The organism is Brevibacterium sp. S22 (genome assembly GCF_004745485.1).
Lineage (GTDB): Bacteria > Actinomycetota > Actinomycetes > Actinomycetales > Brevibacteriaceae > Brevibacterium.
On record NZ_RHFG01000028.1, the window covers coordinates 16,789 to 28,937 of the forward strand.

Here is a 12,149-nt window from a genome sequence, read left to right on the forward strand (position 1 = left end):
GGCGCCAGGTTGCAGAGCCCCCGTCAGGTAGCAAGAGGGGTCAGGAGCTGCGGGCGTAGAGGTTGAGCTGCTCCCAGCCTGCCGCATACTTCTGGAAGGCGGCGACGGCGGACTCGGAATCATCATTGCTCAGCGCAGTGACCCACGAGTCGACGAGTTCCGCAGCGTCACTCGGCCACAGCACATCGGACATCCCGCCGAGGTCGAGTTCGAGTATCGAGTTCATATCGAAGGTGTCGATCCATTCGGCCAGAACCGAGGTCTGCTCGACCATATCGACGACCTTCGAACTGTCAGCGATCGTCTCCGAGGCCCATTCCATCCGCGCCGAGGCGGCCAGAATGTCCGTGCGGATGAGTACTCGCAGTCCCTCGTCGGTCTCCTCCGTGATGATCTGGTCCTCGGTCAGTGAGAAGAACAGCCACCACGACGGCGGCACATCCCAAGCCGAGACCCGGGTGAAGATCCGCGTGTCCTTGGCGTCCTGCAGCCACTCCGCACGTCGGCTGGCGGCACGTCGACGTGCGGACTTCGGAGCGACGATGTCCAAGGTCGCCTTCGACGTGTGCTCGGTGAGCGAGTCGAGGGCCTCCCAGCCGCGGATGTCCTCCTGAGCAGGACAGAAACGGTCCACCCCGTCCGCGGTCTGAGACGCCGGAAGGAAGATCGGAGTGCGCCGAAAAGAATCGGCCACGGGCGAAGGAGGCAGGGAGATCAAGCGCTTGTCGGCGTCGTGGGAAACCTGCTCCTCGATGCGTGACCGGTTGTCCTCCACCTGTCTGTCTTGCAATTCGGAATGCACCACAAGAGGTTCGAAGATCCGCAGGGTGACGACATAATCGCGACGGTAGGCCATGGGCTCAGCCTATCCAAGGTCGACCCACAAAATGGAACTTCCCAGTATGAACAGGTAGGATTTAAGCGCATAGCAGAGATCTAGTCCGGGGCATCTCGCCCCATTGACGACGGAGGGGGTCACGCCAGTGGGTCGCGGCCGCGCAAAGGCAAAGCAGATCAAGGTAGCTCGGAAGCTGAAGTACTACAGCCCGGATACCGACCTTAATAGACTCCAGCAGGAGCTGGGCGCCGACGCGCGCAAGTCTGGTCCGTCCGATCCGTACGACGATGAACCCGACTACTCTGATTACGCCGACAAATACAACGTCGACGATGACGACGAGGACGACTGAACCAGCCGCACACGGCTGAACTGACATCACAGAGGGCGGGGACTTCGGTCCCCGCCCTCTGTCGTGCACGCATATGGTCGTGCGAACACGTGTCTCTGGCGCCGGGGCATCCCCTCGCCGAGGCGGCCGTGCCCTCACGTACATCTCCCACCGTTGGCAGCATTCCCTCCAGGCCCGCGGCCATCACTCACCAAAAGCAGCACACCCTCGTGCAGGAGCACGAGGGTGTGCGAGTACGGGTGAGGGATGCTCCGCGACGCGGCGCTGAGCGAGCCTCACTGCAGGATTGCGGCACCGCCGTCGACGCCCTTGGCGCCCTGCACATAGTAGGGGTCGGAGGTCAGAGAACCGTCGTCGGCCGCGACTTCGCCGAGCACCCAGGCGCCGGGACTCGCAGCGAGCACACCGTCGACCGATTCCGCGTCGACGACGAGGACCATGCCGACACCGAGGTTCCAGGTTCGCTCCCGATCGTCCTGCGGCACTCCGCCGAGCTCGCCGAGCACGGAGAACACCGCCGGGATCTCCCAGGAGGCACGGGACATCTTCGCCACCAGGCCCTGCGGAAGCACGCGCGCCACATTGGCTGAGAGCCCCCCGCCGGTGACGTGCGAGACCGAATGCACGGCATCGGGCAGTGCGTCGAAGAGTGCGGCGAGCTCACCGGTGTAGACATGGGTGGGGACGAGCAGCTCCTCGCCGAGGGTGCGGCCGAATTCCTCGACCTGCCGGTCCAGACCCCATCCCGCTTCGGCGATGATGTGGCGGACCAGGGAGTAGCCGTTGGAGTGGATGCCTGAGGACGGCAGTCCGATGAGCACGTCCCCGGAACGGACCTTCTCGGGTCCGAGCAGCTTCGAAGCCTCGACCACACCGGTGGCGGCACCGGCGACATCGTACTCGTCGACCCCGAGCAGACCCGGATGTTCGGCGGTCTCCCCGCCGACCAACGCGACACCGGCCGAAGCGCAGGCGTCGGCGATTCCGCGCACGATATCGGCGATGCGTTCGGCGACGACCTTGCCGCAGGCGATGTAGTCGGTCATGAACAGGGGGCGGGCGCCGCAGACGATGATGTCGTCGACGACCATGCCCACGAGGTCGTATCCGATGGTGTCGTGCTTGTCGAGGGCCTGAGCGATGGCGACCTTCGTGCCCACTCCGTCGGTTGACGAGGCGAGCAGCGGACGGTCGAAGTCCTTGAGCACGGAGACGTCGAAGAGTCCGGCGAATCCGCCCGTCCCACCGACGACGTGAGAGTTGTGGGTGGCCGAGACGGCGGCTTTCATCAGTTCGACGGCGCGGTCTCCTGCCTCGACGTCGACGCCGGCGGCGGCGTAGGTGGTGGACTTCGGGTTCGCTTCGGAACTCAACTCAGCATCCTTTGTCGGCGGGTGTGTTGTTGACGGGAATCGGGTACTCGCCGGAGAAGCAGGCGGTGCACAGCTGGCTGCGCTCCTGCTGAGTGGCGGCGATCATGCCGTCCAGGGAGATATAGCCCAGGGAGTCCGCACCGAGGTTCTCGCAGATCTCGTTCGTGGTCAGGCCGTTGGCGATGAGCTCGGCACGAGTGGCGAAGTCGATGCCGTAGAAGCACGGCCACTTCACCGGTGGGGAGGAGATGCGCACATGGACCTCGGCCGCCCCGGCTTCGCGCAGCATCCGCACCAGGGCCCGCTGGGTGTTGCCGCGCACGATCGAATCGTCGACGACGACGAGGCGTCTGCCTTCGATGTTCTCCCGGATCGGGTTGAGTTTGAGGCGGATGCCCAGCTGCCGCAGGGTCTGCGAGGGCTGGATGAATGTGCGTCCGACATAGGCGTTCTTCATCAGTCCCTGACCGAACGGGATGCCCGAGGCCTCTGCATAGCCGACGGCCGCCGGCGTTCCGGATTCCGGGGTGGCGATGACGAGGTCGGCGTCGACCGGATATTCCTCGGCCAGCTGCCTGCCCATCTGGGTACGGGCGGCGTGGACGTTCTTGCCGGCGAGCATGCTGTCGGGGCGCGCGAGATAGACGTATTCGAACACGCAGCGGGCCTGGTCCGGTTCGGCGAAGCGGTGTGAGCGCAGGCCGTCTTCGTCGATGGCAATGAGCTCGCCGGGCTCGACATCGCGGACGAACTTCGCGCCGACGATGTCGAGTGCCGCGGTCTCAGAGGCCACGACCCAGCCGTTCTCCAGCCGTCCCAGCGACAGAGGGCGGACCCCGTGCCGGTCACGGGCGGCGTAGAGGGTGTGTTCGTCCATGTAGACCAGCGAGAACGCCCCTTCGACATGGGGCAGCAGACTCAGGGCCGCGTCGGTGAGGTTCTCTCCGTCTTCGGTCGCGAAGAGCTCGGTGACCAATGAGGTGTCATTCGAGGAATCGCGGAAGGGCCGGGTGCGGGCCGTCTTCTTCGTGGCCGCCTCGACGACCTTCGTCGCGTGGTCGCTGCGGGCGTCGGCCATGGCTTCGAGCGCGTCGAAGTTCGTCAGATTGCCGTTGTGGGCCAGTGCCACGGTGCCGAACGGGGTCGGCCCCAGGGTGGGCTGAGCGTTTTCGAACGACGGTGATCCGGTCGTCGAATACCGGGTGTGCCCGACGGCGATATGGCCCTGCAGGAGCTCCAGGTCGCGTTCGTGGAACACCTGGGAGACCAGACCCATGTCACGGTAGATGAGGATCTGCCGTCCGTTGCTGGCAGCGATGCCGGCGGATTCCTGTCCGCGGTGCTGCAGAGCGTAGAGCCCGAAGTAGGTGAGCTTGGCGGTTTCCTCGCCGGGGGCCCAGACTCCGAACACACCGCATTCGTCCTGCGGTCCGCGGTCCTGGGGGTCGATTTCGTGCGTCAGCTGCCCGTCTCCTCTTGCCACGAGTGAAATTGTCTCATACCCGTGCAGACGCTCTGACCCGGTGATCAGACTGCGGAACCGGGGGCCGAATCCCGGCCGGCTCCCGAATCGTCATCATCCTCGACCGAGGGCGCGGCATCCGTGTCCGCCGAGGCGGCCTCGTCCTCGGCACCGCCGGCATCCGGATCCTCCCCGCGGGCTTCGGCGAGCCGGCGACGCGCGATCTCCTTCGGGTCATCGACCATATCGATCTGCGCACCGACCCGATACTCCCTCGACCGCTTCCGGCCCCTCCAATCGAGGATCAGTGCGGTGAGTCCGCCGAGGAACAGTCCCCCGATTCCCAGGACGAGGAGCATCAGGCCCAGCCCCTTGGCCACCGTATAGCCCATCGGCATATCGGCCGGGTCGACGAAGACCGAGAGGATCCCCGCAATCACGATGCCGAGCACCGCGCCGATGCCCATGAATACCGAGTACTTGGGGCTGCGACGGACGGAGACGTCGATCTGGTCCTTCATGATCTCCTTGGACACGTGGCCGGTCGGGGCCGATGGATCGCCGGGATACCCCGGAACAACAGGTCGCGAACAGTCTAGTCGAGTCAGCCTGAGGTTCCTCCCAGGCAGTCTCATGCCAGTTCCCATAAACTGGACACAACCAGATTGACGGTCACAGAAGACAGAGGTTCCGATATGTCCCACACGATCATCGTCGGCATCGACGGTTCCGACAACGCCGAATGCGCCCTGCAGTGGGCGATCGCGCACGCTCAGAAGACCTCCGCCGAGATCCGCATCGTCTCCGCCTACACCGTCCCCGGCGTCAATATGAGCCAGGCCGATATCGTCTACCCCGCCGATTTCGACGTCGCCGTGAAGAAGACCGTCGAAGACATCGCCGAGGCGGCCGCCGCCACCGTCACCGCAGCCGCCGTTCCGGTGTCGACGACGATCGTGCCCGGTGACGCCTCCGGGGTGATGGTCGAACATTCGAAGAACGCCGCCCTCGCCGTCGTCGGGGCGCGCGGTCGCGGCGGATTCGCCGGTCGCCTCCTCGGGTCCGTGGCCTTGGCGATGCCTGCGCATTCGCAGTGCCCCACCGTCGTCATCCCGAGCACGTGGCCGACCCGGATCATGCCGACGACTCCCCTGCCCGTCGATGATCCCGTGCGCTCGACCGATGACCGCGGCGCCGAGGCGGCCGGACGTACACGTCCCGACTTCACCGGGGAGGTCGTCGCCGCCGTCGATCCCTTCGAGACCGACACACCGGTGCTGCGCGCCGCCGCCGCTCAGGCCGCGATCTACGGAGTTCCGCTGCGCCTCATCGGGATCACCGCCACGCATATCCTCTCGCCCGAGTGGATGCCCAGCGAGGAACACCTGATCCGGATGTATGACGAGGCAGCCACGGCCTTCTCGACCGCTGCCGACTCGCTGAAGGCCGACTTCCCCGAGCTCGAGGTGCGGTTCTCGGTCTTCGATGCGCCCGCCTCCGAGGTGCTTGTCAGTGCCACGTACACCGCCGATCTCATGGTCATCGGCTCCCGTGGCCGCGGCGGGTTCGTCGCCACGGTACTCGGATCGACGTCTCAGGGTGTGCTCTCGCATGCCGTGTGCCCGGTGCGGGTGGTGCGGGTCAGCCGCCGTCAGCCCGGTCGCCGCCGCTGAGCCGCGAACCCGGCCCTCACCCCAGCGCGATCAGCCCGATGCCTAAGACCACGACGAGGGCGCCGACGAGTTTGAGGAGCACGTTCTTCTCCCCGAAGAACCACCAGGCCAGCAGTGTGCCGACGATGATCGAGGTTTCGCGCACCGGGGCCACGAGCGCCACCGGTGCCTGCTGCATCGCATAGAGGACGAGCACATACGCCAGCGGGGAGAGGACCGCCACGGTCACGAGCGCCCGTTTGTGTGAGCGGAGGATCTCACGGAAGTCCGCGCGCTTCTCCCGGCCTCCCGGCAGCGCGAATGCCCCGGCGCTCATGATGAGACCGACGCAGGCCTCGGAGACGGCGAAGTAGAGCAGCGGAGAGTCGCTGACATGGTTGACCGCGAAGTCGTCCCAGAGCGTGTAGGAGGCGATGAACGCCCCGATCAGCCCGCCCCAGGCGAGGCCGCGCCGCAGCCCGTCGCTGCTGGCGGGACCCATCCCGCCTCCGCGGGGACGGATCGTGACGACAGCGATTCCGGCGATGACGATGAGGGCTCCGGCCACCTCGGCGAAGGTGAGGCGCTCACCGAGGACGGCCACGGCGATGATGATCGTCACGACCGGTCCGGTGCCTCGCGCCGTCGGGTAGACGACGCCCAGGGGAGCGTGGTCGTAGCCGGACTGCAGGGCCACCGAGTAAGCGATGTGGAACACCGCGCTCAGTGCCGCCGCACCGACGAGTCCCCAGCTCAGCGGCTGCGCGCCGGCGGCGATGATGACGATCGCGACCGGGGCGAGCAGGATCGCCGAAAGCCCGTGGTAGGCGAGCACGAAGGCATAGCCCCTGCCGGTGACGGACTTCGCGGCGAGGTTCCACAAGGCGTGGGCGACCGAAGCGATGAGGACGAGGCCGAGCACCGGGAAGGTCATCGGCGCACCGTCGGGTTCGCCATCCGATATCGCTCGGTCAGCAGCCGCACCGTCACAGCTTGATGGCGACGGTCTTCGTCTGCGTGTATTCGTCGAGGGCTTCGATGGACTTCTCGCGACCGTAGCCGGACTTCTTGAACCCGCCGAAGGGCAGTTCGACTCCCCCGCCGGCACCGTAGGTGTTGACGAAGATCTGGCCCGCATCGACCTCAGCGGCCAGTCGGTGGGCGCGGGAGAGGTTCTGCGTCCACAGGGCCGTGACCAGCCCGTATTCGGTTCCGTTGGCCAGTGCCACGGCTTCGTCATCGTCGCCGAACGGCAGAGTCACGACGACGGGGCCGAAGACCTCCTCCTGTGCGATCCGGGACTGCGGAGACACGGAATCGACGATGGTGGGGGTGATGAATGCCCCCTCGGCGAGGTCGTCGGCCAAGCCGTCGGGCCGTGTGCCGCCGGTGACGACCTGCCCGGCCCCGGCGGACCCGGCCCCCACCTCGGCGAGGAATCCGGCGACCCGCTCGTGCTGTCTCCCGGAGATCAGAGGCCCGAGCATCGGGTCGTCGAGACCGTAGCCGATGGTCACCTGCGACAGGGCGGCCGCCATCTTCTCGATGACCTCGGCGTGGATGTCGCGGTGGACGATCAGCCGGGATCCGGCCGAGCAGGTCTGCCCGGCGTTCTGGATGATGGAGCGGACCAGCGACGGGATCGCCGCATCGACATCGGCGTCGGGGAAGACGATGTTCGCGGATTTCCCGCCGAGCTCGAGGACCGTGGGCACGACCCTCTCTGCTGCGGCGTGAGCGATGGCCGAACCGGTCTGCGTCGACCCGACGAAGCCCAGATGTGCCACTCCGGGGTGGGCGCTCAGTGCCGCACCCGCCTCGGCGCCGAGGCCGGTGACGACGTTGAAGGCTCCGGCGGGGAATCCGACGGAGTGGATGAGTTCGGCCAGCCGCACGGTCGATCGCGGGGTCTCATCCGCGGGTTTGGCGACGGCGCAGTTGCCGGTGGCCAGTGAGGTGGCGGCGGCGCGGCCGATGAGCTGGAGCGGATAGTTCCAGGCCACGATGTGTCCGGTCACGCCGAAGGGTTCCCGGCGGGTGTAGACATGCATGTCCTCGGCCAGCGGGATCGCATGGCCGTAGTAGGACTCGATGGTGTGGCCGTAGAACTCGAAGTAGCGGGCGCACACGTCGACGTCGGCATAGGCCTGTGTCAGCGGTTTGCCGGTGTCCTCGGATTCGATTCGGGCGAGGTCGTCACGGTTGGCGGTGATGACTGCGGCGGTGGCGATGAGCAGCCGGGAGCGGTGTTCGGGACTCGAGCGCTTCCATTCCTGCTGCGCCTTCGCCGCCATCTGCACGGCTCGGTCGACTTCGTCGGCTCCGGCGCGGGCGATATCACCGAGGTGGCCGCCGGTCGCCGGGTCGATATTGGCGTAGGTGAGCAGGGACGGCACATGTCGTCCGCCGATGAACGACGTCGTCTGCGTGATCTGTGCGCTCATTCTCAGTCCTCAAGTTCTGCAGCGGTGAACAGGGGCAGGAAATCGCCGAGGTCGGCTCGGGTTCCCGAGGCTTCGATGTCGCCGGCGGCGAGCGCCGTATCGAAATCGGTGCGTCCCGTGACCAGTCCCAGCCACACTTCGGCGGAGGTTTCGACGACGTTCGGCGGGGTGCCGCGGGTATGCCGGGGACCGGCGATGCACTGGGTGACCCCGAACGGTGGTACCCGGACCTCGACGCTGTTGCCTTCGGCGCGGGAGGCGAGTTCTTCGAGGGCGAAGCGCACGGCGGTGGCGATCGTCGACCGATCGGCCGGTGCCGCGTCGAGCCTGGCCTGGGTCAGCCACATCCCCAGTGCGCCGCGCCCCTGGTCAGGGTCGATCCTTCTGCGAATCGCCATCAGTCCCTCTTCCTCTCACCGATCTTCGCAATATCCTCCCCGAGCTCCAGGCGTCCGACAACGTTCGTCCGCCCCTCGGAATCCGTGCCCCCGGTGACCGGGTCCGTGATCGCTGCGATCACTGCGTCCACCGTGTCGTCGACCGGCGCCGAGGCGGCTCCCGGCTCGGCGTCGAACGCCCCCGCCCGCCGGAGCAGGGTGAGAGCGACGAGCCCGGTGGCCCGGGAGGATCCGTCGAGGCATTTCACGGCGACCGAATACCCGGACCTGGTGGCCATGACGATGACGCCTTCGGCCCCGCCCTTGGCGAAGATCCCGAGACGCTCGATGACGGTCGAGTTCGGCCGGTCGTGGCCTTCGATGGCCCACGGGTCGGCGAAGACCGCGTCCATGAGCGTCCGCGCTTCGGACTCGAAGGCGGTCCACTCCTGCCCCTTCGCCGAGGCGGGACCGCCAGCATCAGCACTGCCCATCCTCACCACCCGGCCGATGGCGCGGGCCAGCCCCGTGAGGCTGAGCGCGAAGACAGGTGCCCCGCAGCCGTCGACGCCGACCGCGGCCGGTGTTTCCGAGGCGAAGGCGGTGACCACCTCGGCGACCTTCTGCTGAACGGGATTGTCCGGGGACAGGTAGGACGCGGTGTCGGCGCCGATGGCCCGGGCGGCGGTGAGGAACGCCGCGTGCTTGCCGGAGCAGTTGAAGTACAGGGGCGAGCGCGGGTCGGTGTCGGCCTCCCCCGCGGCGCGCAGCTGTTCCTGCAGTTCCCGGCGGAAGGCACCGTCGGCGGGGTGAGCGGACGGGCATTGCAGATCATCAACTCTCAGTCCGGCGTCCTCGAGCATCGAGGACACGACCGCCACGTGCCCGGACTCGGACTTGTGCGAGGCGGTGGCAAGCGCCGCGGCCGGTCCGGTCAGGTGCGCACCGAGGCTCATCGCCGTGATGGCCTGCAGCGGTTTGAGGCTCGACCGGGTGAAGACTGGAACGTCCGGGGCACCCAGGCTGATCAGGGGTGATCCCTGCGGGTCGAGGACGACGGCGGACCCGATGTGCCGGGATTCGATGAAATCGCAGCGGCGGACGACGGCGAGCTCGGCCGCCTGAGTGGGGGTGAAAGTCGAGAAGGTCACGCACTCAAGCCTACGACCCTTTAGGCTGGTGGCGTGAAGGTTCTTGTCATCGGTTCGGGCGCTCGCGAACACGCCCTCGTCCTCGCTCTCTCACGCGACCCGCAGGTCGACGCCGTCATCGCCGCGCCAGGCAATCCCGGAATCGCGCAGATCGCCCACACCGAGGCCGTCGATGCCTCGGATGCCGCCGCCGTGACCGCGCTGGCCGAGACCCTCGATGTCGATCTCGTCGTCATCGGCCCCGAAGCCCCGCTGGTCGCCGGTGTCGCCGATGCTCTGCGCGAGGCCTCGTTCCCCGTCTTCGGCCCCAGCGCGGAAGCGGCCCACCTCGAAGGGTCGAAGGCCTTCGCGAAGGAGGTCATGGAGTCGGCCGGGGTGCCCACAGCACGCACCGTGGTCGCTTACTCGACCGATGAGGCTTCGGCGGCGCTGCGCGAATTCGGCGCCCCGCATGTGGTCAAGGCCGACGGCCTGGCAGCCGGCAAGGGAGTCGTGGTCTCCGAGGACTTCGATGCGGCGATCGCCCACGCAGCGTCGTGCCTCGAGGTCTCCGACCGGGTCGTCATCGAAGACTTCCTCGACGGCCCCGAGGTCTCCCTGTTCGTCCTCTGCGACGGCAAGACGACCGTCCCCCTGACGCCCGCCCAGGACTTCAAACGCATCGGCGACGGCGACACCGGCCCGAACACCGGCGGCATGGGCGCCTATTCGCCGCTGCCATGGCTGCCGGCGGGCACGGTCGAGGAGATCGTCGACACCGTCGCCCAGCCCGTCGTCGATGAGATGGTCCGCCGCGGCACGCCGTTCACCGGTCTGCTGTACTGCGGTCTGGCGCTGACGTCGAAGGGTCTGCGCGTCATCGAGTTCAATGTCCGCTTCGGCGATCCGGAGACCCAATCCGTGCTCGCGCGACTGAGCAGCCCCTTGGGTCAGGCGCTGCTCGCCGCAGCCGAGGGCCGCCTGGACGAGGTCACACCCTTGGAATGGGATCCGCGCTCCTCGGTGACGGTGGTCATGGCAGCGGAGAACTATCCGGGCACGCCGAGCACCGGGGACATCATCCGCGGACTCGACACCGCCGGAACCCAACCCGATATCAGCGTCCTGCACGCGGGCACGAAGCTCGCGACCGGACCCAGCGGCGGATTCGCCCCCGAGGATGCCGTGATCACGAAGGACATCGCCGAGACCGGTGACATCGTCACCTCCGGCGGGCGCGTGCTCTCCGTCGTCTCCCTCGGTGCTGATCTCGACGATGCGCGGGCCAAGGCCTATGCCGCGGTCGATGAGATCAAGTGGGACGGTGAGCAGCACCGCACCGATATCGCCGAGGCGGCCGCCCGCGGAGCCATCGAACTCGCCGACATCTATCCCGTCCCCGAGATGAACGTGGCTACGCCCGGTTTGGACTCCGCGGTTGCTGCCACCGACGCAGCCGCCTCGGCGGGATCGACATCCCCGACTTCGACCGGCCTGACGACCGACGCTCCCGAACTGCCCGGATGGACGCACGTGTACTCGGGCAAGGTCCGCGACCTCTACATTCCCGAAGGTGCCTCCGACACCGCCTCGGCGGATCGTCTGCTCATGGTCGCCTCCGACCGGATCTCTGCCTATGACTGGGTACTCGACTCGGAGATCCCGGACAAGGGCAAGGTGCTCACGGGCCTGAGCCTGTGGTGGTTCGATCAGCTCGCCGAGGTCATCGGCAACCACGTCATCAGCTCCGATGTGCCCGAGGCTGTACGCGGTCGCGGTCTGATCGTTTCGAACCTGACCATGTTCCCCGTCGAATGCGTCGCCCGCGGGTACCTCACCGGTTCGGGCATGGCCGACTACAAGGCCACCGGATCGGTGTGCGGGATCGCACTGCCGGCCGGACTCGTCGAGGCCGACCGCCTCGAACCGCCGATCTTCACCCCGGCGACGAAGGCCGAGCTCGGCGACCACGATGAGAACGTCAGCTTCGAGGCCGTCGCTGAGACCGTCGGGACCGAGACCGCGGAGAAACTGCGCGAGCTCACCGTCGCGATCTACCAACGCGCCGAGGCGATCGCCCGGGAACGCGGCATCATCCTCGCCGATACGAAATTCGAGTTCGGAACGCTGGCCGACGGCACGATCGTCCTCGGTGATGAGGTGCTCACCCCGGATTCCTCGCGGTTCTGGGACGCTGCCGAATACGCGGCGGGACAGTCACAGGCAAGCTTCGACAAGCAGTTCGTCCGCGACTGGCTGACCGAGGAGTCCGGCTGGGACAAGTCCTCGGACACGCCGCCACCGGCCCTGCCCGCCGAGGTGGTCGAGAAGACCCGTGCCCGCTACATCGAGGCCTTCGAGAAGCTCACCGGTCAGACCTTCCCCGGCTGAGCCGCCCAGGCCGCTGAGCGGCGCAGGCCGGCTGCGCGGTCCCGGCGATCCCCCCCCCGTTACCTTTTAAGTAGCCCCTTCATCCGTCAGGATAGAAAGGGGTCGCTGGCCTGAGGACCCCGGCATGATT

11 protein-coding genes are annotated in these 12,149 nt (G+C 67.2%); 3 read left to right on the top strand and 8 right to left on the bottom strand.

Going from position 1 to position 12,149, the window contains the following annotated elements; genetic code table 11:
- Positions 1–40: 40 nt before the first annotated feature.
- The gene (locus tag EB835_RS17095) at positions 41–856 is read right to left on the bottom strand and encodes a hypothetical protein (protein ID WP_135810654.1); all 816 of its coding nucleotides are present in this window, start codon (positions 854–856) and stop codon (positions 41–43) included.
- A 127-nt stretch (positions 857–983) separates the two neighbouring features.
- On the opposite strand from EB835_RS17095, the gene EB835_RS17100 reads away from it, so the two are divergent.
- The gene (locus EB835_RS17100; protein WP_135810655.1) at positions 984–1,190 is read left to right on the top strand and encodes a DUF3073 domain-containing protein; all 207 of its coding nucleotides are present in this window, start codon (positions 984–986) and stop codon (positions 1,188–1,190) included.
- 275 nt (positions 1,191–1,465) lie between these two features.
- On the opposite strand, the gene purM is transcribed toward EB835_RS17100, so the two are convergent.
- From purM to EB835_RS17115, 3 genes are read right to left on the bottom strand one after another with little or no spacing between them, the layout of a single operon-like run.
- Entirely contained in the window at positions 1,466–2,563 is a 1,098-nt protein-coding gene (purM, locus tag EB835_RS17105) for a phosphoribosylformylglycinamidine cyclo-ligase (protein ID WP_135810656.1), read from the bottom strand.
- A 1-nt stretch (position 2,564) separates the two neighbouring features.
- Positions 2,565–4,046 (bottom strand): amidophosphoribosyltransferase, encoded by a 1,482-nt coding sequence (gene purF, locus EB835_RS17110; protein ID WP_135810657.1) that lies wholly within the window; start codon positions 4,044–4,046, stop codon positions 2,565–2,567.
- A 44-nt stretch (positions 4,047–4,090) separates the two neighbouring features.
- Entirely contained in the window at positions 4,091–4,546 is a 456-nt protein-coding gene (locus EB835_RS17115) for a hypothetical protein (RefSeq protein WP_205749972.1), read from the bottom strand.
- A gap of 174 nt (positions 4,547–4,720) precedes the next feature.
- On the opposite strand from EB835_RS17115, the gene EB835_RS17120 reads away from it, so the two are divergent.
- Positions 4,721–5,698 (top strand): universal stress protein, encoded by a 978-nt coding sequence (locus EB835_RS17120; protein ID WP_135810658.1) that lies wholly within the window; start codon positions 4,721–4,723, stop codon positions 5,696–5,698.
- Between the two features lie 16 nt (positions 5,699–5,714).
- Here the strand turns inward: EB835_RS17120 and EB835_RS17125 are convergent, their stop codons facing one another.
- From EB835_RS17125 to EB835_RS17140, 4 genes are read right to left on the bottom strand one after another with little or no spacing between them, the layout of a single operon-like run.
- Positions 5,715–6,611 (bottom strand): EamA family transporter, encoded by an 897-nt coding sequence (locus tag EB835_RS17125; protein WP_135810659.1) that lies wholly within the window; start codon positions 6,609–6,611, stop codon positions 5,715–5,717.
- A 52-nt stretch (positions 6,612–6,663) separates the two neighbouring features.
- Positions 6,664–8,121, bottom strand: coding sequence for an aldehyde dehydrogenase family protein (locus EB835_RS17130; protein WP_135810660.1), 1,458 nt, complete (start codon positions 8,119–8,121; stop codon positions 6,664–6,666).
- Positions 8,122–8,123: 2 nt separating this feature from the next.
- Complete coding sequence (locus EB835_RS17135) at positions 8,124–8,519, bottom strand: sterol carrier family protein (protein ID WP_135810661.1); 396 nt, start codon at positions 8,517–8,519, stop codon at positions 8,124–8,126.
- The gene (locus tag EB835_RS17140) at positions 8,519–9,649 is read right to left on the bottom strand and encodes an asparaginase (RefSeq protein WP_135810662.1); all 1,131 of its coding nucleotides are present in this window, start codon (positions 9,647–9,649) and stop codon (positions 8,519–8,521) included. The genes EB835_RS17135 and EB835_RS17140 overlap by 1 nt, the downstream gene beginning before the upstream one ends.
- A gap of 33 nt (positions 9,650–9,682) precedes the next feature.
- Between EB835_RS17140 and purD the strand changes: the two genes are divergently transcribed.
- Positions 9,683–12,019, top strand: a complete 2,337-nt coding sequence (gene purD, locus EB835_RS17145; protein WP_135810663.1) for a phosphoribosylamine--glycine ligase — start codon at positions 9,683–9,685, stop codon at positions 12,017–12,019.
- Positions 12,020–12,149 lie beyond the last annotated feature (130 nt).

What these genes read in the sequence shown, in the direction of transcription:
- EB835_RS17095 (WP_135810654.1), bottom strand. Translation starts at nt 856, where the DNA reads ATGGCCTACCGTCGCGATTATGTCGTCACCCTGCGGATCTTCGAACCT.
- EB835_RS17115 (WP_205749972.1), bottom strand. Translation starts at nt 4,546, where the DNA reads ATGAAGGACCAGATCGACGTCTCCGTCCGTCGCAGCCCCAAGTACTCG.
- EB835_RS17120 (WP_135810658.1), top strand. Translation starts at nt 4,721, where the DNA reads ATGTCCCACACGATCATCGTCGGCATCGACGGTTCCGACAACGCCGAA.
- EB835_RS17125 (WP_135810659.1), bottom strand. Translation starts at nt 6,611, where the DNA reads ATGACCTTCCCGGTGCTCGGCCTCGTCCTCATCGCTTCGGTCGCCCAC.
- EB835_RS17130 (WP_135810660.1), bottom strand. Translation starts at nt 8,121, where the DNA reads ATGAGCGCACAGATCACGCAGACGACGTCGTTCATCGGCGGACGACAT.
- EB835_RS17135 (WP_135810661.1), bottom strand. Translation starts at nt 8,519, where the DNA reads ATGGCGATTCGCAGAAGGATCGACCCTGACCAGGGGCGCGGCGCACTG.